The organism is Pseudomonas sp. GW823-FHT02E01, from assembly GCF_058797535.1.
On sequence record NZ_JBXAJS010000008.1, the window covers coordinates 73,115 to 96,116 of the forward strand.

Consider the following 23,002-nt stretch of genomic DNA (forward strand, 5'->3'; position numbering starts at 1 on the left):
CGGTAGCCATATCAACTCCACCTTGCTACCTGCAGCTGAAAAAAAATGCAGACACATTAATAAATAGTGACGCTCTCAGGGACTGGCAATTAATCCTGGGGCGGTAGCGTGGCAAAAATCAAATTCGTACTGCCCCACATCGATGGCTATCCGTTAATTCGGCGTATTTCTCTGGATCAACAAAGGTTGGGTCGCCGTTGTTTTATACAGCATCGGTCCGAAACGACATTTGTTATGTCATCCAAACATTCCTCCACCTTAAGCTACGAACATAGCAATGGATCGCCCTATGAAGACCCTATGCATTTTTGGTACCCGTCCTGAGGCCATTAAAATGGCTCCACTTGCGTTGGCACTGGCGGCAGATGAACGCTTTGAGGCAAAAGTCTGCGTCACCGGCCAACACCGTGAAATGCTCGATCAAGTGCTGGGGTTGTTTGCTATTGAGCCAGACTTCGACCTGAACATCATGAAACCCGGTCAGGACCTGACCGATGTGACCAGCGCGATCCTGCAGGGGCTGAAAAAAGTCCTGGCAGAATTCAAACCCGATATCGTGTTGGTTCACGGTGATACCGCCACCACTTTTGCTGCCAGCCTCGCAGCCTACTACCAGCAGATTCCGGTCGCGCACGTGGAAGCCGGTTTGCGCACGGGTAACCTCTATTCTCCGTGGCCGGAAGAAGGCAATCGTAAACTCACGGGGGCGTTGGCCAACCTGCACTTCGCGCCAACCGAAACGTCAAAAGCCAATCTGCTGCGCGAGGGCGTTGATCGAGACACGATCGTCGTCACTGGCAACACAGTGATTGATGCCCTGCTGGATGTCGTCAAGCGTCTCGATCAGGACCAGGCACTGCTTGCCCAAGCCTCTGCACCAGCGGCCTTTCTCAACCCTGCTCGAAAATTGATCCTCGTGACAGGCCATCGCCGGGAAAGTTTCGGTGACGGCTTCGAGCGCATTTGTCAGGCATTGATGGAGGTTGCCCAGCAACATCCAGAGGTTGATATCGTCTATCCCGTGCACCTCAATCCCAATGTGCGCGAGCCCGTCAATCGTCTACTGACCGGCATTGACAACATCTACCTGATCGATCCCCTGGACTACCTGCCTTTCGTTCACATGATGAGCCGTGCGCATATCATTTTGACCGACTCCGGAGGCATCCAGGAGGAAGCGCCGTCACTGGGCAAACCCGTGCTGGTGATGCGCGATACCACAGAACGGCCAGAGGCTGTTGCCGCAGGCACCGTGAAATTGGTCGGCACCGAAACCGCCGATATCGCCCGCGAGTTGAACCGCTTGCTGACCGATACGGTCGCCTACCGCACCATGAGTTACGCCCATAACCCCTACGGCGACGGTAACGCCTGCCAGCGCATCATCGAGGCGCTGCTCGCCCGATAACCCCCTCCCTTGCTTAACAGCCGTTGCGTTGCGCGGCTGTTATCTCGCTTGAAAAACGTATCAACACATCACTATTCAAGGACGTTCCATGCCTTTCAAAACCATCTCCGTCGTTGGTCTCGGGTATATCGGCTTGCCCACTGCGGCTGTCTTCGCTTCGCGCAAAAAACAAGTGATCGGTGTCGACGTCAATCAAAACGCGGTTGATATCATCAACCGTGGAGAGATTCATATCGTTGAGCCAGACCTAGACATGGTTGTGCATGCGGCGGTGACGGAAGGCTACCTGCGCGCCACCACCCGGCCGGAACCCGCCGATGCTTTTCTGATAGCGGTGCCCACACCATTCAAGGGCGACCATGAGCCGGACCTGGGCTACATCGAATCGGCCAGTAAAAGCATTGCCCCGGTGTTGAAAAAAGGCGACCTGGTCATTCTTGAATCGACCTCCCCCGTCGGCGCTACCGAACAGATGGCCGCCTGGCTAGCCGAAGCCCGTCCAGACCTGAGTTTTCCGCAAACACACGGTGAAAGCTCCGACATCCGCATTGCTCACTGCCCGGAACGGGTACTGCCCGGCCATGTGCTGCGCGAGCTGGTGCAAAACGACCGTGTTATCGGCGGCATGACGCCAAAGTGCTCCGAATTAGCCATCAGCCTTTACAAGGTTTTTGTCCAGGGCGAATGCATCGTCACCAACGCCCGCACTGCAGAAATGTGCAAACTCACCGAGAACAGCTTTCGCGACGTGAACATTGCCTTCGCCAACGAACTCTCGATGATTTGCGACAAGCTGGATATCAACGTCTGGGAACTGATCCGCCTTGCCAACCGCCACCCAAGGGTCGATATCCTGCAACCCGGGCCAGGAGTCGGCGGACACTGCATCGCTGTTGATCCATGGTTCATTGTCAGCAAAACTCCTGAAACTTCAAAACTAATAAGAAGTGCCAGGGAAGTTAACGACTCAAAACCACAATACGTAATTGAAAAGGTAAAACGCGAAGCCGATCGCTTTAAACAACCAAAAATCATGTGCTTTGGTTTAGCTTTTAAAGCCAACATTGATGACCTCCGCGAAAGCCCAGCTGTCGAAATCACAAAAGAACTATCCGAGCTATATCCGGACGCTGTATTTGGAGTAGAACCAAACATAGAAAAACTGCCTGAAACCCTTAGCAAAAAAATACAACTAATAAGTCAGGAGCAAGCCCTCCGCGAGGCAGACATCATTTTACTTTTGGTGGACCACAAAGAATTCAAAGCTATTGAGAAAAACAGACTCGACAGAGCCCTAGTAATAGATACAAAAGGGATATGGTGACGAGTGAACGCGCAGACAAAAAAGGCTGCGTCAACAAATGAAAAATATTATCTACAGCGCCTTAAGCAACCTGATTAACTTTCTTTTCTCAAAAGGCGCAATGGTCGTAGCGGGGGCTTTTGCCTCCCACTACGCAACCATTGAAGACGCTAAGACCCTGACAATAATAATCACGACCATCTCAGCCTTTGGAACACTATTCCAACAGGCCATTAGCACCACCCACATTAGATACAATGGAGATACGATCACCCATGACAAAAAATACAAAGCAACCTTAGTCGCTTTAATTGGAGTGATGTCGGTACCTGTTTCGATGTACCTATATTACTCGTCCTCTCTCTCACCCACCAATGCAGCATTAACAATAGTACTTCTAATTGCACACGGCGCTAGCGGCTTCAAGATAGCCGCAGCAACCCAATCAAAGAAATTCAAACTAATCTCTTTGATTGGCACCCTGCAAGGATTATTACTATTATTAACGTTACTACCGCTTATAGCATATTCAGGAAACTCTTACTTATACACCGTTCCATTTCTTCTCACCTCCTTGCTATGGCTATTTGTAAACCCCACCCGAACTGAAACAGAAAAATGTTCTGCAACAATTTTAAGCATTGTGAAAAGAACATTTCTCCCTGCCATCTTTACCGGTTTATTTTTCATGCCCGTAATTTGGTTACTCCTCGGGTATGTACAGAGTAGATTTGGAGATCAGGAGTCTTTTCTGCTTGCGACAGCAAATCAGTGGAGAATGACCATAGGTATATTGCCCACGATTTTTGGAGGATATTTACTTCTGCTACTCGTCAACAGCCCGAAAGACACTCAACACAATAAAAACATAAACTTTTCGATCACCTACTACCCTGCCGTAATCATTGCAATTTTTCTTGCATTATCCACAAATAAATTATCAATGATTTATCCGGATGCGATTGTAAGAAACGGGGACCTTCAGCAAACAATAATGTTATTTATGCTTGCGAGCATTCTTACCTCATTCAAGAGCTCAATATCTCGAGAAATGGTAGCTGCTGAACTTGCAAAACTAAGCATACTAAGCAACATGATATGGGCGGGAATATTCTCTCTAATTTACTTTACGGCTTTCAATGAATCAGGAGCCACCGGAGTTGCTAAAGCCTTTTTAGCATCCCAGGTTATACATCTAATTCTTTGGGCCCCAGCACTTTCGAAACACAACTTAGTACCCAAAAGCTTCTTTGACAAGAAATTCTACATCAGCCTAATACCAATCGCCTGGATAACGTACACCTATGCCATCTAACAAAAAACCTTTAAAAGCTTATATTCGAGGTGCTTATGGTCCGGGAAACCTGGGCGACGACGTCCTTCTTGAGGTGTGCATTAACATCTTGCGCCCGCACTTTAAAGAAGAAAATATATCCATAGGAGTTAAGCAGCCCAATAACGTCGGCTATCTAAATAAATACAAATGCAATTACGTGCCGATATCTGCCCCCATCAACACAGATTTTCTTTTTTTTGGAGGTGGAGGACAGTTTTTTGAGTTTAATGGGAACAAGGCCAAAAAGCCCTTTATCAAAAAATATCTGGAAGTTAGAAAACAAGGCCTAACTCACTTTGATATTTTGAAGATATTTTTATTGCGAGCGCTAAAAAAAAATCACCCTTTATACAAAAGAAGCGCAGCCATCTGTTTGGGCGTGGGCCCGTTTGAGACTTCTTCGCCCACTCAAATAGAACAAGCCATAAGTCCTTTTCTCAGCTGTGACTTCAGATCCGTACGGGACACTGTAAGCCTCGACATACTCAAAAAACTTCTTCACACGTCTGCTCTCTATACTGATCCGACCTTTCTACTTAGCCACTGGAATATTGATACATCGAAACCAGTTAGAGAAAAAAGTGATTCTATTGGAGTCATATTACGAGATTGGAAATTAAATCAGCACGGCGAGAATGTACTACAAAACACTATTGAAGCAGCGCGCCAACTTATTTCCCGAGGTTATGTAGTTAAACTCATTTCGCTATATCATGAGCATGACCGCGCAATTATAGATAAACACCCTGATTTTGAATGGCTAATCTGGGATCCTCAAAAGGGCACACCAAGCACATTCATAAGCAAATTACAACAAGACTTCGACATATTAGTCAGCACTCGGGCCCACGGGGTTTTGCTACCCGCACAAGTTGGACTACCGAGCGTAGTAGTTGGCATAGAACCCAAACTGAAAAACATCCACAACTTATTACCTCAAGGCACCCTTTACAGTGACGGGCTGAATCCAGATGACATTATTGAGAAAACCTTAATCGGCCTCAATAATCAAAATGAGCTTTCTCAACAACTGCTTAGCGATGTTAAAAAGCAGACCACCGTTGCCAACAACTTCTTAAAAGACATAAATTCATGGATAACAAAAAGCGTTCGGGAACTGCAGTAATCCTATACTTCGGGGTTGGAATTGAAACAACCCCAAAAATCGCCTTAATAAAGAGCACACTTGAAAAACAATATGAAAAAGTAACAATCGCAGGCATTACAGCCAATCACTACTCATCAACTGAACCACACAAAGTTATAGCGGTGAGCGCCAAAAATAAGCCATTGAAAATATTTAAATCTGTAACTGGAATATTAAAACTTTGCCACTGGATCAACAAAACACCTCCACAATTGATTTACGCAGTTAACCCAATACCAGGTTTGATTGCGGCTGTATTTAAAAAATTTAAATCCATTGAGTACATCTACGAAACACTCGAGATTTTTTGCGGACTAGATTACTTCCCCTATAGCAAAAAATATCGCCCAATCTGGTACTTCTTAGAGAAGATGACCATCAACAACAGCCTAAAGTCGTTCACGACAGATGAGTTCAGAGTAAAATTTCTTCGACGATTACTAAAAGTAAAAAAAGAAAAAATCACCTATACCTACAACACCAATAGCCAAGCGCATATTTTACCAGAGCAAGCCAAAAGTCAGCCGACCATTTTAAGCTACTGTGGCGGTGTATATCCAGGCAGAGAAATTGATAAAATTATTCGAGCATTTTCCCTACTAAAAACATCTACACCGAATATCAGACTAATAATAGCGGGCGGGGGAAATGCACTTTACATCCAAGAATTAATGCAATTGAGTAGTGACTTAGAAATAGCCTCATGCGTTGACTTTACAGGATCCATATCCAATAGCCAGCTTAAGAAAATAATGAGTGAATCCAAAATAACATTCGCCTTTTACAAGCGAGATTCACTCAACAACAGGCTCAACAGCCCCAACAAAATTTTTGACGCAATTTTCTGCCGCACACTTCTACTAACTACTAACTCTCCACTCTCAAGAAAAATCATACAATTAAACAACATAGGAGAATTGATTAAAGAAACCAGCGCTACAGAAATCAGTAAAAAATGTCATGAGCTTCTCAACAACCGCGAAAACCAATCACATTTCAATGAACTGATAGACAAGTATTCCTGGGAAACAGAAGAAAGAAAAATATTAAAAGCACTTGGATCAGCCTTACAATGACTTACATCGTTCTTTCTCTTCTATTTTTATGCCTAGGCCTTCTGAGGGAAAAAGGCCTACTACCTTTCCTGACGTTAATTGCCTGCTTACCATTCTCAAACTCTTTCTCCATTTATTTTTACCAATACGGACTGTACTCTTACGACTATTTTTTCTTCGGAGTACTGATTTCGACAAGTATCAGTGGCATTGCCACTAAAGCCAACGTTATAAATGTTCCCAAATGGGCAACCATTTCGTTTTTAATAATTGCAACTTATTCAGTCATCCCTGTCTTCTCTGGGACCTCCCTGGATGTATATTTTTTGCGGGATTATAGGCCCGCAATTTTTGCTCTTGAGTTAATCGCGGCATCGTTACTGCTCAGGTCACGAAAACTACAATTATCAAGTCGCAACATCCTCACCATAGCAACTCTAGCAGGCGCTACAAATCTCATTTGGCTGGCACTTTCCATCGCGGGGGTAATGTCATCAGAGGACGAGTATTACACGACAAACAACTTCAAGTACTTTGATGCAAGTACATATATATCCGCACTATTCATAATATATTTTTTCTCCAAAGCAAAGGCTCACAGGCACCCCGAACGCAAACTAGCTTTCAATCTGAGACAGACCCTCGCAATCACTGCTTCATTACTTTCAGTCATTTTGTCAGGGTATAGAATACTCGCCTTCGCGACGATTATTGCAGCCGCCTTAGCTGCAGCCAAAAGCCCAAAAAAACTTATCCCTATCGTAATAATTTTGGCCATCTCCTCACTGATATTTATATACTTGGCTGAATATTTCGGTGCCGCAAGGGTAGCTGAAGGTCTCACTGCAAGTGGATTACTACAGCAATTATCGACTAGGTATGGGCCAGCCTTAGACGTCATATCCTCTTTTAAACCATATAATTATTTATTTGGAAGCGGCTTTGGCACTTCATTCGATATAACATGGTTTGAATACAGATCGCTAGACACCAGAAACAATTTCGTTGACAGCGCCTACATTACATTTTTCGCAAAATATGGACTTCTCGGAATACTGTACATCACATCAATCACTTTATCCCTTCTATCCCTAGTACCAAAGCCGATCAAACTTTCGCTCTTGGCATATCTACTTATTCTATTCATTGCTTACGCAATATCTTACCAACCAGCATCAGCGGGAATCATCATAGGCTGCATGATAGTTAGGATACTTCAATCAAATTCGGACAGCGCGGCAAAAATATGACCACGAGATTAAACATGCAAAGAATCGATTTTTTGGACTGCCCCATGGATGTCGCCTCCATGGACAACACCGTCGAGACAATTCGTAGCGCGATTACTGCCGGCCAGTTCACCCAGCACGTGGTGGTGAATGTCGCCAAGCTTGTAAACATGCGTGACGACCCTCAGTTGAGCGAATCTGTTCGTTCTTGCGACATCATCAATATCGACGGTATGGGTGTGGTGTTGGGTGCCCGCTTTCTCGGCCACTCAGTGCCCGAACGCGTCGCGGGTGTCGACCTGTTTCATGAATTGCTGGAGATGAGCGCGGCCAACCAGTTTTCGGTGTTTTTGTTGGGCGCCAAGGACGAGGTCGTTTCCACCGCCGCCAGCAAGGTGAAAGCGCTTTACCCTGGGCTGAAAGTCGCCGGGTATCACCATGGCTATTTCTGGGACGACGAAGCCGCACTGGTCGAGAAGGTTCGGGCTTCAGGTGCTCAGCTGCTGTTCGTCGCCATCACTTCGCCGATGAAAGAAAACTTTATCAACCGCTGGCGCGATCAGTTGGGGGTCACCTTTGTGATGGGGGTGGGCGGAACGTTCGATGTGGTCGCGGGGAAGGTAAAACGTGCGCCGCAATGGATGCAGAATTACGGGCTGGAATGGCTGTACCGTGTTATCCAGGAACCCGGCAGGATGTGGAAGCGCTACTTGACCACCAACAGCAAGTTCGCCTGGTTGCTCATCAAAGAAAAGCTTAAGCGGTCTTGAATATCATCGCCGTACTCGTGGCGTGGGCGGACAATGTTAGAAACAGTGGGTGCGCGTTATAAAACGTCAGACCTGTCAGGCGTCCTACACAGGTATTCTTAAGGCAATAATCGCAAGATAAACCTCACTGAGGAATGACCCAGAGGTCCACTCTCATCGAGTTCGAATCAATACTATCCTTAACGTTAATGGACGCTCAGCGTTTTTGGCCTTGCACGCTCGCTTTTTAGTTTCACCGCCAATACCGACGATGCATCAAAAAGGAATCTACTATGACCAAACTACTTGCTTCCGCTCTATTGCTGTCTTTAAGTGCCTCCGCTTTAGCCGCTGAGCCCCCTGCAGCGTCTTCCGCTCCAGGCACACCTGTAAAAAACACTTCTTTGAATCAGTCCACCCCTCTCGTGGGCAGCCTGTCCACAGAGGCTGCTCTTGGCCTCGGCGCCGTGGTTGTCGCCGGAGCCGCTGCACTGTCATCCAGTGGTGGCAGCAGCAATGGCGGCGGCACTACCGGCACTACTGGTACTACCGGCACCACCGGTACACGCTAAGCGTACCGCGAGGTCGATAGCCTTCCACCACCCGGAGCAATCCGGGTGGTTCAGTTCTGATGTGTTCCCTCCACAAGTGTCCTCAATCATGATTCGTAGTTTGTCGCTCGCTGTGCTTGCAGGCGTAGCCCTGCAAGGCTGTATGTTCTCACCCGGTCAACACTTGGATACCAGTCAGGTCGGCCGTGATGGCTCACCAGAAAGCAGTCGGATCGAGTTGATTCCGATAACGCCCAAACTGATTGCCCAGAACGCGGCGACAAAAGTGCAAGCCTCGGTGCCAGCCGAGTTGTTGGCGTTCAAGCCGCAGGCTTACCGGATTGGCGCCAATGATGTGCTGTACATCACGGTGTGGGACCATCCTGAGTTGACTGCACCATCGGGTGCGCAACAGCAAATCGATGCGAACGGTCGCCTGGTACGCCCGGACGGCACCATGTTTTACCCCTATATCGGCAATATTCATGCCGCAGGTAAAACCATCGAGGAGCTACGCGGTTTTATTGCCGAGCGCCTGACGCAATTTGTCGACAGCCCCCAGGTTGACTTGAGTGTTTTGCGGTTTGCCAGTCAAAAAGTGGTGATTTCCGGTGCCATTTTAAAAGCCGGTCAACAACCCATTACCACTTCGCCACTCACTGTCGTCGAAGCCATGGGTACTGCTACTGTCGATCCGTTGAATGCCGACCTTGCCGGTCTGACACTGACCCGGGACGGACGTGAGTATCCGCTCGACCTGGACTCGCTTAACAGCAAAGGCTCGCAGTTGCACAACGTCTATTTGAAAGACGGCGATCAGTTGTACCTGCCCTACAACGACCGGAAAAAGATCTACGTCATGGGTGAGGTCAACCAGCCTCGGGCGCTCACGTTCAAAATCAACCGGATGAACCTGGCGGATGCGATCGGAACGGTCGGTGGACTGAACCAGACCACCTCCAACGGCAATGCGCTGTATGTCATTCGAGGTGCCGAGAATCTTGAAACCGAGCCGGCAAAGGTCTTTCAGCTGGACGCCGAATCGCCTACCGCGTTTGCTCTCGCCAGCCGCTTCGATCTGCAACCCCAGGACATCGTCTACGTCGGCCCTGCAGGCGTGACCCGCTGGAACCGCTTGATCAGTCAGTTGCTGCCCTCGGCTACTATCCTGGGTACCGGAGCGGCCGCTCAAAACAATCTCAGTGAAGCCAGCAGTCGATAAGGTTTGAGCCGCTTTGAAAACTTTGCGTAACAGCTCATGCCTGGCGGTGGGTTTACTGCTGTGTGGCTGCAATCCGTTGATGCAGGCGTCCCTGGATACCTTTAAAGCCGCCACACTGGGCGTCCAGCCGCTGCAAGTGACTGCAGCGCAAGTGGAGGCCGTGCCCTATGCGCAGATCAAGGTCACCACGGACGTCAGCGAAGGTGTGCTGGCGAAGCTTCGCCAGCAGGACGACCTGGAGTTCTGGGTCGCCTCCGGCAAGCAAGTGCTGTTGATGCGCGATGGTCTGGTCGTGCGCACTGTCGGCCTGAGCATCAATCTCGATGGCACGCGCTTCGACGGTGAGTCGCCGTTCAAGCGTGGCTTGCAGCAATTGCCCGACGGTTACAGCAGTACCCGCTGGATTGATGTCTATCAGGGTCCGCGGGTCGGACTGGCTGTTAACAGCCGTTTCAGTCGACAGGGCATCGAAACCGTCACCATCCTGGACAAGGACTATGCGTTGCAGCGCATAGATGAACGCGTCGACATCCCCGAGCTGGGATTCAAGGCCACCAACCGTTTTTGGGTCAGGCCTGACGATGGCTTGATCCTGCAGAGCGAACAACATCTCACGCCGGAACTTTTCTTGAAGATTGTGCAATTGCGCCCTGACCGGGAGACGGCTCGGTGAGATATTCGAAAACGCTGTCGGCTTGCCTGTTGCTGGCAAGTTCTACGATGACTCAGGCCGCTGTCACGGTCACGGGTGATGTACAAAACGCCGGATCCTTCACGTTCGTGCCAGGCACGCGCTTGCTCGATGCCGTCAGCGAGGCACGCCCGAACGCCGAAAGTTACTGGTTGGCCGCCGCCTGGCTGCACCAGCCACTGTTGGAGCAGCAAACCCGCCTTAAGGCCGGCGTGCTGTTCGATCTGAAGTTGCTTCAACGTGGGGCCTTGCTTGAAGAAAAAAGCAGCCTTGCGGCCCTGGCTGCGCGTCTGTTTGAAGAGGTCAGCCGACTGCCCGTTACCGGCCGAAAAGTCGCGGTGCTCGACCCTGTGGCGCTGGAGGTTGGGTTCGCCCGCAATTACTCGCTCAGTGACGGCGACCAGCTGATTTACCCCCTACGCCCGACGACGGTCACTGTCCTGGGTGCAGTTGAACAGCCCTGCACGCTGCCCTATCGCGCCCTGCAGCCAGCCCAGGAATATCTCAAAAGCTGCCTGCCGGTGACCGACGCAGATGCCGATTACCTGTGGTTGATTCAGCCCGATGGCCTGGTCAAGCGAGTCGGCAACGCCGCCTGGAACCGCGAAGATGGGGTGATTGCCGCCGCCGGCAGCACAATTTTGGTGCCCGTGCGCAACGATGATCTGGATTTGCCCACACCCGACTTGAACGAGCAGCTTGCTCAGTTTCTCGCCACCCAACCGCTGCCCGAGGTGGCCCCTTGAAGTTACGTTTTGCCGCCGTAGTGTTGTTGCCCTACAGCTTGGCTCATGGAGAGCCGCGTTTTACTCAGAATGATTTCGGTGGTGTGGGTTTGTTGCAAACCCCCACCGCACGGATGGCACCCGCCGGCGAATTCAGCTTGAACGCCAACCGGACAGACCCTTATTCGCGCTATAGCATTTCAATACAGCCCCTTGATTGGCTGGAAGGTAGTTTCCGTTATACCGCTATCGGCAACCATAAATACGGGGCCGAATCATTCAGTGGCGACCAGAGCTATAAAGACAAGGCGGTCGATGTCAAAGCCCGCCTCTGGCAAGAAAGCCACTGGTTGCCCGAGGTCGCGCTCGGTTTTCGGGATGTCGGGGGCACCGGCCTGTTTTCCAGCGAATACTTTGTGGCGAACAAACGTTACTACGACCTGGATTTCAGCCTGGGCGTTGCCTGGGGCTACATCGGTAACCGCGGGGATTTCGATAACCCGCTGGGGTACATCGACGAGCGTTTTGATACACGCCCGGTAAACACAGGCGCGGACGCGGGCAACGTCAATACCGGCTCGTATTTTCGCGGTTCGCCCGCGTTGTTTGGCGGTGTGTCCTATCAGACGCCCTGGTCACCCTTGAGCTTGAAACTCGAGTTCGACGGTAACGACTACAAGCACGAGCCGTTCAACAGTAGCCTGGAGCAGGACTCGCCCATCAACATCGGGGCGGTCTTCAAGCTAAGTGACTCTGTCGATCTGACCGCCGGTTGGGAGCGCGGCAACACCGCGCTGTTCGGCATCACTTTTCATACCAACTTCGTCAGCCGCAAGGCGCCGGCCAAGCGCTACGACCCTGCCATCGAAGCGCTTCCGGCAAACGCGCCGACTACGCCCCTCAATCAGGTCGACTGGGCCGGGGTTTCCAAACGACTGGAAAACAATGCCGGTTACAAGGTCGAGCGTATTGCTCAGCGCGATTCCGAGCTGATTGTGTATGGCGAGCAGTCGCGCTATTTCTACTCAGCCAAAGGTGTAGGCCGGGCCAGCCGGATTCTGGACAACAGCGCGAATGACGACATCGACTGGTTCACGATGGTGAACAAGCGTTACGACATGCCCGTGGAAGAAACCAGTGTCCCGCGCGAAACCTTCCGGGCTGTGGTGAACAACCAACAGGACCTTGCAGACCTGCACCGCACCACCGAATTGAACCGGGCCACGCCACACATTGAAAACACGCTGTACACCCAGGCACTCGAGCCTTTTACCTATGGTATCGGCTTGGGTTACAAGCAAAACATTGGTGGTCCTGACGGTTTGCTGTACCAGTTGACCGCTGATGTGGACGCAGAATACCGCTTTACCCGCAACACGTGGACGAGCGGGGTCATAAGCACCAATCTCCTGAACAACTTTGATAAGTTCACGTACGACGCGCCGAGCAATCTGCCCCGAGTGCGGACCGATTTGCGCAAGTACGTCATCACCTCTGATGTAACAATGCCGACATTTCAACTCAACCATGCCAAGCAACTGGATCAAGACTTGTATGGCATGGTGTATGGCGGTTATCTGGAATCAATGTTCGCCGGGGTCGGTGGTGAATTGCTGTACCGCCCCATGGGCGAGCGTTGGGCCGTGGGTGCTGATTTGAACTTTGTACGCCAGCGTGACTTTGACCAGGGTTTTGGTCTGCGCGATTACAACACCACGACCGGTCACATCACCACCTATACCGAACTGCCGTTCGACTTGCAGGCGGCGGTCAGTGTTGGACGTTACCTGGCGCGCGATTGGGGTGCCACGATCGATCTGTCGCATGAGTTCACTAACGGCGTGAAGTTCGGTGGCTGGGTCACCCGCACCACGGCCTCGAAAGAAGAGTACGGCGAGGGTAGCTTCGACAAAGGTATCTACATCTCGGTCCCCTTCGACGAGTTGATGAGCGTCTCCACGATGCGTCGCGCCAACCTGGTTTGGGCTCCGCTGACCCGCGATGGTGGCGCGCGCCTTAACCGCCAATATTCGCTGTACACAATGACCAATGGCCGCGACAAAGATGCGTTCTATAAGAACTTTGAGAAAATCACCGAATGAGTTCGTTGTTCCTGGGTGTCACACAACTTCCCCAATGGATACGAACTCTGATTTTCATCAGCGTTGGCGCGGTCTTGCTGGCAGCCGGGTTGCGAGCGCAACCCATTCCCGAAGCCTTTGTCCAGGAAGACAAGCTGCATCACTTGATAGGCTTTTTCGCTTTGTCGTTTAGTTGCCGGCTGGCCTTCCTGCGGGTCAACGTGCGCTGGATCGCCTTGGGCTGTCTGGTGACGGGTATCCTGATCGAGTATGCACAAGGACTGATGCCGCTGCGCACAGCATCACCTTACGACGCCCTGGCGAATGCTGTCGGTGTGCTGATCGGCTTGATTGTGTGGCGTTGTAAGCACCCAATCAAACAGTCCGCAGAGCTCCCGGACACTTAAGACCATGGCTTCGTCCGTGAGCATAGCGAGAATTGGGAGGCTCTGCCCATTGGCGGGGGCATCTGTGCTGTCCGCAGAAAATGACGGCTTCTCTTATACATTGGAAAAAAGGACGCTTCTATGATCCGTAAATGTCTATTCCCTGCTGCCGGCTATGGCACGCGCTTTCTGCCCGCCACCAAGTCGATGCCGAAGGAAATGCTGCCGATCGTCAACAAGCCGCTGATCCAGTACGGCGTTGAGGAAGCACGGGATGCCGGCCTGCAGCACATGGCGATCGTCACCGGGCGCGGCAAGCGGGCGCTGGAAGACCATTTCGATATCAGCTACGAGCTGGAGCATCAGATTCGTGGTACCGACAAGGAGAACTATCTCAACGGTACCCGCGAGTTGATGGATACCTGCACCTTCTCTTACACCCGTCAGGTGGAGATGAAGGGGCTGGGGCACGCCATTCTCTCTGGCCGTCCGTTGATTGGTGATGAGCCGTTTGCGGTGGTGCTGGCGGACGACCTGTGCTTGAACCTGGAAGGCGATGGTGTGCTGTCGCAGATGATCGCGCTCTATAAGCAGTTCCGTTGCTCGATCGTGGCCATTCAGGAAGTACCCAACGACCAGACGCACAAGTACGGCATCATCGCCGGCGAGCAGATTCGCGAAGGTATTTACCGGGTTAACAGCATGGTTGAAAAGCCTAAACCGGAAGATGCCCCGTCCAATCTGGCCATTATTGGTCGTTACATTCTGACGGCCGATATCTTTGACTTGATTGCTGATACCGAACCCGGCAAGGGCGGTGAGATCCAGATCACTGACGCATTGATGAAGCAGGCACAAAGCGGTTGTGTCCTGGCATACAAGTTCGAAGGTCACCGCTTTGACTGCGGCGGAGCGGAAGGTTATATCGACGCGACCAATTTCTGTTATGAGAATTTGTATAAGAAAGGCCTGTAACCGGTAATTTTCAGCTCTTGGGTGCCGCGTTTCTGAGCGGCCATAAACCTTTTGCAAGGCAGACCACTATGAACGCTTCCAGATCACCGATCGACTCTGTCTATAAATCGCTGGACCCTTTTGCACCGGGCAATATGGTTTTGGGGCAGGAGTTCACCGAGGGCAACAGTGGATTGATGGCCTGGTTGCGGACGTACGAAAGAGCACCCTCCTCTACCTCCCCTCAACCCAGATTGCTGGTGGAACGCATCGGGCTTTTCCCCTCCTCCGGGGACATTCGATGTGCAGTCAGTAATCCGACTGCCGTACTGACGCATCTTCGTTCGTTGTACGCCAGTAAAGCGCTGGACGTAGACGAGAGCGACGGCCTAAGCCTGACGTTCACTGAATGGCGCTTCAAGATCCACCTCTCGCAGACCGAGCCAGAAATCGTGCTGAACGTTGAGAGTCGTGGTGATGTTGCACTGATGCAGTTGAAAACTGCAGAGCTGCTGGCCCGGATTGATGAGAAAAGCAGTAGTGAGTCCTAGCTCCACCCTCTTGCCGGGACTCGACATCAAGCCAATCGCTATAACCGTGACGGCCCGCCAGAAGTACGCCAATGAGGCTGCATAAAAGCCTTTTCTGCCCCCGACAGAGTCACTGCCAGCGAGTTCAAGACCCCCTCGGCGGTGTACTTGGGAATGCTCGTACTCAGTAGAATCCCCGCTAGCCCCAGCGCCAGGGCCGGCAAAGGAATCTTGCGGATTTCCCTTCTCTCCAGTCTGAAAAGAAAGACGCACGCCGCGGCTGATCCCACAACCGCCCCGGCAATCGCTTCCGGCAGAGGATGAATCGTCTGACCGACATACTGGATGCTGAACCACCAGGTCGACAGCAGCCCCGCTCCCAGCGCCAGCCATCGAAGGCGATGATCCAGTTGGCGCAACAGCAAACTCAGTACAACGGTCGACACCAGGCAGGCGTTCATTGCGTGGCCACTGATGACCGCGATATCCAGGCTTTCCAGGCCGATTCCCCAGCCCTTGAAAAGCACTTTACTGAAACCTACGACGAGATAGGCTACGAACAGTACGCCTAGCCATAAGAGGGCGAGTTTTCTGGATGCCGTGCACCATAACCAACCCGCGACGACCATGGCCGCTGGAAGCATGACTGTGATTCCGGCGTATTGTGCGATGTACAGTTTTGACTCCAATCTACTTCCTCACGCCTGATGCAATTTTCCAGTGTAATGGACACTGGGCGCGTGTTCAGTAGATACAGCGCTCATCGATCCGAAAAGCACTTCAGACGGTTCTCTACGACAAGCACCGAATAACTCGCGATGTGCATTGCCAGTCCGTCCTCTACCAGCGCGTCCAGCAAGGCCGCCTGTGCCGCGAAGCGCAGGTCGCGGTTGAGTTTTCGAGAGGCGTGCATCTGATCGATCAGAACATGCGTCACTTGATAAGGAGTGTTAATCCTCAAACGTCCCAGCCAGACAGGTAGTTTTTTTGCTGTTTTAGTCTGCCTGATATCCTGTACGCCTGTTGCCTTGTCCGAAGAGGGGCTTTTCGAAACTTCCACGATCTCTTCAAACACGTTGGTCAACTTTTTTAATGCGTAGCCGAGCATCAGATCATCAAACGCATCCAAAAACATATACCTCTTCACTTTGTGAAGTCATTTCCACCATGCAAATACTTGCTATTATCACACTACACTTTATTCGCTTTATATATTCGACGTATTCTAACGATCACACCTTATTAGATAACACCCCACCAAAAGTAAGATAACCCTTGCGACAACTTAGTAGACTTTTTATAACAATCACTGAGGGCGCAACCAAACTATATAGAATTCAAAAATTTAGCGGCATTACACTCAGGGCACAGTGGGCGTTATCAGAAGATTCAGGTGTCAGGTGATCTGATTGCAAGGCGATAACCGTCAGCTGAGTTGAACCTGTGAGCCCGCCTGGCATCCTATTTATCGATACCGCCCCCCACCTTTCAAACACCTGTTTTCAGGTTGTTGCCACAGGGGGCATTGATACACGTACACGCCCTTGAGTGGCTGTCAGCGCTCGGGTAATGTCATCAGACCCATAGGACAGAGCACGCCCATGACTTCCAAGCTGGAACAACTCAAACAAATGACAACCGTGGTTGCCGACACCGGCGACTTCGAAGCTATCGCTCGCGTTAAACCCGTGGACGCCACCACCAACCCTTCCCTGCTGCTCAAAGCCGCGGCCATTCCTGCGTATGCCGAGCTGCTGAACGCCTGCGTCAATGACTGCAAGGGCGATGTGGGCCTGGCCAGCGACCGTTTTGGCGTGGCCGTGGGGCAAGAAATCCTGAAAGTGATTCCGGGCCGCATTTCCACCGAAGTGGATGCGCGCCTGTCGTTCGACACTGATGCCATGCTCAAGCGTGCGCATCGCCTGATCGAGCTGTACGACAAGGCCGGTATTGGCCGCGACCGCGTGCTGATCAAGATCGCGTCCACCTGGGAAGGCATCCGCGCTGCCGAGATCCTGGAAAAGGAAGGCATCCAGACCAACCTGACCCTGCTGTTCTCCTTTGCCCAGGCGGCCGCCTGTGCCGACGCCGGGGTGTTCCTGATTTCGCCGTTCGTGGGCCGTATCTACGACTGGTACAAGAAAGCCAACGGCAACGACTACACCGGCGCGGACGATCCGGGTGTGCAGTCGGTGACGCGCATCTACAACTACTACAAGGCCAATGACTACAGGACCGTGGTCATGGGGGCGAGCTTCCGCAACCTGGGCCAGATCGAGCAACTGGCCGGCTGTGACCGCCTGACCATCAGCCCGGACCTCATCGACAAGCTGGCCGCGGACACCGGCAAGCTGGAGCGCAAACTGGCGCCTGGCCATGCCGGTGAAGCGCGCCTGAGCCTAAACGAATCGCAGTTCCGCTGGCTGTCCAACGAAGATGCGATGGCGACCGAGAAACTCGCTGAAGGCATTCGTCAGTTCGCGCGGGATCAGGAGAAGCTCGAGGCGTTGTTGCAGGCCAAGCTGTGATCTGAGTGGGTGTAATGCAAAAAGGGCGAACCTTGGTGGGTTCGCCCTTTTTTTGTATGTGTTTGGTGACTGGCAGGACGCCATCGCGAGCAAGCTCGCTCCCACAGGAGTTCGCGGGATGACTGAGGTCGTGTGCTAAACGAGGACCTGTGGGAGCGAACTTGCTCGCGATGGGGGTCTGGCTGACCCACATCAATTCAGGGGATCAATGGCGTTCGAGCGCATTCACCAGGTCATGGAAGGCTTCACGATTGGTGTCGTTCAGGCCCATGAGGATCTTGTGCGCTTCGAGCACCTTGATCCGCACCACTTCTTCGGACTGGTCCTGGTCTGGCAGGTCGTCCAGGCATTCCGGGCACGGCACCGGCTTGTCAACGATGTTGAACACCTGCTCGAAGCCCATGGACTGCAGCAGCCGCGTGATGTCTTCGTGGGTGGTGACGACGGTCGGCAGCAGGCCAACCTTCTGCCGCGACAGGATCGACAGCTTGGCCAGCAGGCCAAGTGTGGTGCTGTCGATGCTGCGGGTTTCGGTCAGATCGATCACGATCGAATTGAAATTCAACGCGCTGAAGATCCGCTCAATAGTCGCATCCAACGCCGAACACAGGGTCAGGCGAACTTCACCGACGAACTTCAGGACGAAGGTGCCATCCTGCTCGGCGAACTGGATTCTACCGGTACTCATCAAAGATTCCTGCTCAACACCAACAGGGCGATATCATCCGGCATCTCCCCTAGCGTGGCCAATCCAAAAACCTGCCGCAGCCCATCCAGGGTGCCGCCCGCAGCCTTGACCCGTTGGGGCAACGCCGCTTCTTTCTCTTTGAGTGTGGGTTCTGGCAAAAGATCCAGAATGCCATCAGACATCAGCGTCAGGCTGAACGTCGGTGGCAGTTCCAGCACGTGGTCTTCGTAGGTGGCTTCGTTGAAGAGGCCCACCGGCAGACCACGCCCTTGCAGATAACGAACACTGTCTGGCGTGTACAACACTGGCAACGGCAAATGACCGCCGATGCTATAGGTCAACAAACCGGTCTCCTCGTCGATGACTCCACCGACCATTGTGACGTGTTTACCCAGCTTACAACTGATCAGGCCCCGGTTGATATGACCAAGAACCTCTGAAGGCTTGAATTCCGGCAGGGTGCCGCTGCGCTTGGACTCGAACAGCAAGCGCGTGGTCATGAACTTCAACAGCACGGTGACGAAGGCTGAGGAGGCGCCGTGACCGGAAACGTCCGCCAGGTAAAAGGCGACCCGGCGCTCGTCGACCCGGAAGTAGTCGACGAAATCACCCGACAGGTACAGCGACGGGATGATCTGGTGAGCAAACTTGAACTCGTCGATGGTCCAGGGACTGACCGGCAGCATGTTCATCTGCACCTGGCGACCGGCGTTCTGGTCCTCCTGGAGCAGGTTCAGGCTGGCTTCGAGCTCGCGATTGGCCTTCTCCAGCTTCTCGCGGTAGCGCTGGTTCTCCAGCAGCAGGCGCGCACGATCCAGGGCCCGGCGCACAGAGTGCTCGAGCACAGCCAGATCTTCGAGAGGCTTGATCAGGTAGTCCGCCGCGCCCAGGCGCAGGGCTTCGACCGCGTCATTCATCACGCCGGCACCCGACACCACGATCACCGGGGTTTGCGGCGACAGTTCGGTGACCTGGCGAATGAGTTCGAGACCGCCCATCTGCGGCATGCGCAGATCGCAGATGACCAAGTCGGGCTTGTCTTGCTCGAATACCTGAAGACCCTGCTGACCATTGCTGGCCTGCAAGACGCTGAAACCACTGTCTTCCAAATAGGCGGCGAGGCTCGCGCGCACTACTTCGTCATCATCGATTATCAGCAGCGTGGCACTGGTTTTTGGCATGTGGGCAAACGGCGCCAGAATTAGGTTGGCGTAGCAGGCGGGGATTTTGGCCCGGCGCTGACTACTGGATTCGCTTTCTAGCCTCTCTGTCGCACCGCTTTCGGGCAATTGCCCTACACACGTGTTCACCAGAGGTGCCCTTCTAAGGCGCAGACGGTACTCCCATCCGCGGGGCGTTTCAAGCTCACGCCGATGGTCGCCTGACGTCTTTATTTGTCAAATCACCGAGAGTTATAAGAACAGGCAAATCCGTAACCCAATGGAAGGTTCGAACCTGCGAGTCAAACCGGCCGGGACTACAGTGAAAACCGCGATTTCATCCGCATGCGGCTTTTCGCAGACAAAAAAGGCGGCCTTGATGGCCGCCTTTTTCAGTTTACCGGTCGAGATCAAAAATCGTCTTCGACCTGACCGTCTTTCACCTTGAATTCACGGTTCTGCAAGTATGCATTACGGATGAAGGTGTACTTGTCGCCGGTGATCAGCTTCTCGCTCGACAGCAGGTTGGCACGGGTATCGATGATGTCCAGGGCGTAGAACGAGTTACGCACCGGAACGTCGTTGATGTAACGATAAGCGCCTGTGTAGCTATCGACGTACTTGGACGGCGCATCACGCAAGGTGCTTGGCCCCAGCAGCGGCAGCATCACGTAAGGGCCGCTGCCGACACCCCAGTAGCCCAGCGTCTGACCGAAGTCTTCGTCATTGCGCTGCAGGCCCATTTTCGTGCCGACATCAATGACGCCCAGCAAGCCGAAGGTGGTGTTGAAAATGATTCGCGCGGTATCAACGCCTGCTGCATGAGGTTTGGCCTGCAGGATATCGTTGGCCAGGTTGCGCACATCGCCGATATTACGGAAAAAGTTGTGAACGCCGTCTTCGACAAACTGCGGCGTCACGTACTCGTAGCCCTGGGCCAGGGGTTTGAGCGCGTAGGTGTCGATCACGTCGTTGAACTTGAAAATCGGGCGGTTGACGCTTTCCCAAGGATCCTCTTCCGTGGCGGCCTGGGCAGCGAACGGAACCAGCATCACGCTGGCGCATACACAAATCCTGGCTAGATGATTGCTCCAGCGCATAGAAAAAAAACTCCTTGGTTTGTACTGGCTCGGGCACTTGGCCCAGGCAATAAGTTGGCAAGTATAAGACGTAAACGCCGTTTAACGCACTTTGTACGAGATCCACACGGAAGGAATCGTGCCAAATGTGAGCGTTTCACATCCATGTCATTCAACTGTCACCGTCGTCCACTAGTCTTCAGGCTATTTCAGGGACGTCCACATGCCGCTCGCCGAAGCCTTGCCCCAAACCGCACCCAGCCTGACCGCCGTACTGTTCGGCCTCAGTGGCTGCCTGGTGGATTTCGGCGCGCACACGCACCGGCACGGCAGCCACTCGGCCGAACACGCCGAGGCCACACCCGGCGCACTGGATAGCCTGCGCAGCTTGCAGCGCCAGCAAATCCCCTGCGCCTGGCTCGATGAACTGCCCCCTGCCCTCAGCCAATCCCTGGCCGCTGCGCTGCCGGAATGGATCAAACCCTCGCAACATTCAGCTACAAACAACCCATGGCCCGCCCCGAATGCCTGCTGGCACGCCTTGATGACCCTGAACGTCGAGCGACTCGACGGCTGCGTACTGGTGAGCGGCGAACCCCGTTTGCTGCAAGCGGGGCTCAATGCCGGGTTGTGGACCATCGGTCTGGCGTCCTGCGGCTCGCTGTGCGGGCTGGCGCCCGAGCAATGGCAAGCGCTGCCCCCGCAGGAGCGCGACATCAAACGCGCCAAGGCGACGATGCAACTGTTTGGTCTGGGCGTGCATTCGGTGATCGATCACCTCGGTGAACTCGACACCTGCCTGGCCGATATCAGCTTGCGTCGGCTCAAGGGCGAAAAGCCCTGATCGAGATCATGCACGTTGGCCGCGAGTGGATTAATCTAAAGGTCAGACATCGACCTTTGGCCTGCCGCCATGGTCTATGCCAGTGCCTATCGATAAAAGAAGGAAGAACGCCATGCCTGCCCGCGAACTGCAAGAACAGCTCAATGCCCTGCGCGAGCAATTGGAACAGAATCCTCCATTGTCCGAAGCCGAACGCGCAGAGTTGAACGAACTGATGCAACAGATCGAGTTGAAGCTTGAACTCGAAACCAAAACCCAGGATTCCAGCCTCGCCGATGGCGTCAACCTGGCCGTGGAACGCTTCGAGCTCGAACACCCTACCCTTGCCGGCACCCTGCGCAACATCGGGCAGGCCTTGGCCAACATGGGGATCTGAAACCAACAATGCCTTTGCAGGAGCGAGCTTGCTCGCGATGGAGTGTCAGCTACCTTGGCGTCTACTGACACACCATCGCGAGCAGGCTCGCTCCTACAGGGTTTCGTTACTGACGGACCAGGCGATGGTTCGGCAGCTGCACCTCTTCAGTGCTGCGATACGGGTTGATATCCAGCCCGCCACGACGCACATAACGCGCATACACCGTCAGTTTCTCTGGCTTGAGCAACCGCTGCAGGTCGAGGAAGATCCGCTCTACACACTGCTCATGGAAGTCCGAGTGCTGGCGGAAGCTGACGATGTACTCGAGCAGGCTCGCGTGATCCAGCGCCGCGCCACGGTACTCCACCGCGACGCTGCCCCAGTCCGGCTGGCTGGTGACCGGGCAGTTGGACTTGAGTAAATGGCTGTGCACGCTCTCCTCGACAATGCGCGAATCATCGCAACGCAGCAGTTCCGGCCGTGGATGCTCGTAGTTGCTGACGCTGATATCCAGTTCATCGATGCACACGCCCGGCAAGGCCACGACGCCTTCGCTCTCGACCTCCTTGAGACTGCGAATGCGCACACCCACCGGCTTGCCCGCAGCCGCCGACAAGTCCTTGGCCAGCGTCGCCTCAAGGCTCGCGGTATCGGCAAACGGCGTCTGGTTCAGGGAGTTGAGATAGAGCTTGAACGACTTCGACTCGATGATGTTCGGCGAATCCGCCGGAATGCTGAATTCGCCGATCGCCACCACCGGCTTGCCCGACGGCAGCAGCCAGGACAGCTCGAAGCAGTTCCAGAAGTCCACGCCTTTGTACGGCAGGGTTTGCGCCGTCAGGCCCAGCTCCGCCCACTTCGCGGTGCGCGGGATCGGGAACAGCAAGGACGGCGTGTAGGTGGCGATGTATTCGCTGGACTTGCCCAGCGGCGAGTGTTCGGCTGCGGGATGCATGGCGGAAACCTGACTGAAGAATC

At 53.1% G+C, this 23,002-nt stretch carries 23 protein-coding genes; 17 read left to right on the forward strand and 6 right to left on the reverse strand.

All coding sequences use genetic code 11. From position 1 onward, the window contains the following. The first annotated feature begins 289 nt into the window (after positions 1-289). The 14 genes from wecB (at position 290) to AC1RDQ_RS19965 (ending at position 15,388) form a co-directional block, all read left to right on the forward strand. The gene (gene wecB / locus AC1RDQ_RS19900) at positions 290-1,408 is read left to right on the forward strand and encodes a non-hydrolyzing UDP-N-acetylglucosamine 2-epimerase (RefSeq protein ID WP_492587946.1); all 1,119 of its coding nucleotides are present in this window, start codon (positions 290-292) and stop codon (positions 1,406-1,408) included. A gap of 88 nt (positions 1,409-1,496) precedes the next feature. Beyond that, the gene (gene wecC / locus AC1RDQ_RS19905; RefSeq protein WP_218496638.1) at positions 1,497-2,732 is read left to right on the forward strand and encodes a UDP-N-acetyl-D-mannosamine dehydrogenase; all 1,236 of its coding nucleotides are present in this window, start codon (positions 1,497-1,499) and stop codon (positions 2,730-2,732) included. 37 nt (positions 2,733-2,769) lie between these two features. Continuing rightward, positions 2,770-4,026, forward strand: a complete 1,257-nt coding sequence (locus AC1RDQ_RS19910; RefSeq protein ID WP_492587947.1) for an MATE family efflux transporter — start codon at positions 2,770-2,772, stop codon at positions 4,024-4,026. Next, positions 4,016-5,173 carry a polysaccharide pyruvyl transferase family protein gene (locus AC1RDQ_RS19915; protein ID WP_492587948.1) on the forward strand — a complete coding sequence of 386 codons (1,158 nt, stop codon included), beginning with the start codon at positions 4,016-4,018 and terminating at the stop codon, positions 5,171-5,173. Before AC1RDQ_RS19910 ends, AC1RDQ_RS19915 begins: the two co-directional genes overlap by 11 nt. Next, positions 5,140-6,270: a glycosyltransferase gene (locus AC1RDQ_RS19920; protein ID WP_218496644.1), complete on the forward strand. Its 1,131-nt coding sequence runs from the start codon at positions 5,140-5,142 to the stop codon at positions 6,268-6,270. The genes AC1RDQ_RS19915 and AC1RDQ_RS19920 overlap by 34 nt, the downstream gene beginning before the upstream one ends. Further along, positions 6,267-7,499: a DUF6369 family protein gene (locus tag AC1RDQ_RS19925; RefSeq protein ID WP_218496646.1), complete on the forward strand. Its 1,233-nt coding sequence runs from the start codon at positions 6,267-6,269 to the stop codon at positions 7,497-7,499. The genes AC1RDQ_RS19920 and AC1RDQ_RS19925 overlap by 4 nt, the downstream gene beginning before the upstream one ends. Before the next feature lie 14 nt (positions 7,500-7,513). Next, positions 7,514-8,248, forward strand: coding sequence for a WecB/TagA/CpsF family glycosyltransferase (locus tag AC1RDQ_RS19930; protein WP_492587949.1), 735 nt, complete (start codon positions 7,514-7,516; stop codon positions 8,246-8,248). Positions 8,249-8,887: 639 nt separating this feature from the next. Next, positions 8,888-10,000 (forward strand): polysaccharide biosynthesis/export family protein, encoded by a 1,113-nt coding sequence (locus AC1RDQ_RS19935; protein WP_218496867.1) that lies wholly within the window; start codon positions 8,888-8,890, stop codon positions 9,998-10,000. A gap of 13 nt (positions 10,001-10,013) precedes the next feature. Next, positions 10,014-10,673 carry a YjbF family lipoprotein gene (locus AC1RDQ_RS19940; protein WP_057715627.1) on the forward strand — a complete coding sequence of 220 codons (660 nt, stop codon included), beginning with the start codon at positions 10,014-10,016 and terminating at the stop codon, positions 10,671-10,673. Further along, the gene (locus tag AC1RDQ_RS19945; RefSeq protein WP_492587950.1) at positions 10,670-11,437 is read left to right on the forward strand and encodes a capsule biosynthesis GfcC family protein; all 768 of its coding nucleotides are present in this window, start codon (positions 10,670-10,672) and stop codon (positions 11,435-11,437) included. Before AC1RDQ_RS19940 ends, AC1RDQ_RS19945 begins: the two co-directional genes overlap by 4 nt. Beyond that, positions 11,434-13,518, forward strand: coding sequence for a YjbH domain-containing protein (locus AC1RDQ_RS19950; RefSeq protein WP_492587951.1), 2,085 nt, complete (start codon positions 11,434-11,436; stop codon positions 13,516-13,518). Before AC1RDQ_RS19945 ends, AC1RDQ_RS19950 begins: the two co-directional genes overlap by 4 nt. After that, positions 13,515-13,904, forward strand: coding sequence for a VanZ family protein (locus AC1RDQ_RS19955; protein ID WP_057715630.1), 390 nt, complete (start codon positions 13,515-13,517; stop codon positions 13,902-13,904). The genes AC1RDQ_RS19950 and AC1RDQ_RS19955 overlap by 4 nt, the downstream gene beginning before the upstream one ends. A 120-nt stretch (positions 13,905-14,024) precedes the next feature. Then, complete coding sequence (gene galU / locus AC1RDQ_RS19960; RefSeq protein ID WP_057715631.1) at positions 14,025-14,858, forward strand: UTP--glucose-1-phosphate uridylyltransferase GalU; 834 nt, start codon at positions 14,025-14,027, stop codon at positions 14,856-14,858. Positions 14,859-14,926: 68 nt separating this feature from the next. Then, on the forward strand, positions 14,927-15,388 hold the full coding sequence (locus AC1RDQ_RS19965; protein ID WP_090454133.1) for a phosphohexomutase domain-containing protein: 462 nt from the start codon (positions 14,927-14,929) through the stop codon (positions 15,386-15,388). 38 nt (positions 15,389-15,426) lie between these two features. On the opposite strand, the gene AC1RDQ_RS19970 is transcribed toward AC1RDQ_RS19965, so the two are convergent. Both AC1RDQ_RS19970 and AC1RDQ_RS19975 read right to left on the reverse strand, forming a co-directional pair. After that, positions 15,427-16,011 (reverse strand): hypothetical protein, encoded by a 585-nt coding sequence (locus tag AC1RDQ_RS19970; RefSeq protein WP_057716642.1) that lies wholly within the window; start codon positions 16,009-16,011, stop codon positions 15,427-15,429. A 116-nt stretch (positions 16,012-16,127) separates the two neighbouring features. Next, on the reverse strand, positions 16,128-16,496 hold the full coding sequence (locus AC1RDQ_RS19975) for a hypothetical protein (RefSeq protein WP_492587952.1): 369 nt from the start codon (positions 16,494-16,496) through the stop codon (positions 16,128-16,130). Positions 16,497-16,968: 472 nt separating this feature from the next. On the opposite strand from AC1RDQ_RS19975, the gene tal reads away from it, so the two are divergent. Continuing rightward, the gene (gene tal, locus AC1RDQ_RS19980; protein WP_492587954.1) at positions 16,969-17,895 is read left to right on the forward strand and encodes a transaldolase; all 927 of its coding nucleotides are present in this window, start codon (positions 16,969-16,971) and stop codon (positions 17,893-17,895) included. Positions 17,896-18,100: 205 nt separating this feature from the next. Here the strand turns inward: tal and rssC are convergent, their stop codons facing one another. The 3 genes from rssC to AC1RDQ_RS19995 all read right to left on the reverse strand — a co-directional run bounded on the left by rssC (position 18,101) and on the right by AC1RDQ_RS19995 (position 20,843). After that, complete coding sequence (gene rssC / locus AC1RDQ_RS19985; protein WP_057715633.1) at positions 18,101-18,583, reverse strand: anti-sigma factor antagonist RssC; 483 nt, start codon at positions 18,581-18,583, stop codon at positions 18,101-18,103. Then, positions 18,583-19,764, reverse strand: a complete 1,182-nt coding sequence (rssB, locus tag AC1RDQ_RS19990; protein ID WP_057715634.1) for a two-component system response regulator RssB — start codon at positions 19,762-19,764, stop codon at positions 18,583-18,585. The genes rssC and rssB overlap by 1 nt, the downstream gene beginning before the upstream one ends. A 389-nt stretch (positions 19,765-20,153) precedes the next feature. After that, positions 20,154-20,843, reverse strand: coding sequence for an MlaA family lipoprotein (locus AC1RDQ_RS19995; RefSeq protein WP_057715635.1), 690 nt, complete (start codon positions 20,841-20,843; stop codon positions 20,154-20,156). A gap of 202 nt (positions 20,844-21,045) precedes the next feature. Here AC1RDQ_RS19995 and pcrP point away from each other — a divergent pair, with 202 nt between their 5' ends. After that, positions 21,046-21,666, forward strand: a complete 621-nt coding sequence (gene pcrP / locus AC1RDQ_RS20000; protein ID WP_057715636.1) for an HAD superfamily inactivated hydrolase PcrP — start codon at positions 21,046-21,048, stop codon at positions 21,664-21,666. Positions 21,667-21,778: 112 nt separating this feature from the next. Beyond that, positions 21,779-22,042, forward strand: a complete 264-nt coding sequence (locus tag AC1RDQ_RS20005) for a DUF4404 family protein (RefSeq protein WP_057715637.1) — start codon at positions 21,779-21,781, stop codon at positions 22,040-22,042. Positions 22,043-22,148: 106 nt separating this feature from the next. Here the strand turns inward: AC1RDQ_RS20005 and queF are convergent, their stop codons facing one another. Beyond that, complete coding sequence (gene queF, locus AC1RDQ_RS20010; protein ID WP_090454128.1) at positions 22,149-22,979, reverse strand: NADPH-dependent 7-cyano-7-deazaguanine reductase QueF; 831 nt, start codon at positions 22,977-22,979, stop codon at positions 22,149-22,151. Positions 22,980-23,002: the final 23 nt, after the last annotated feature.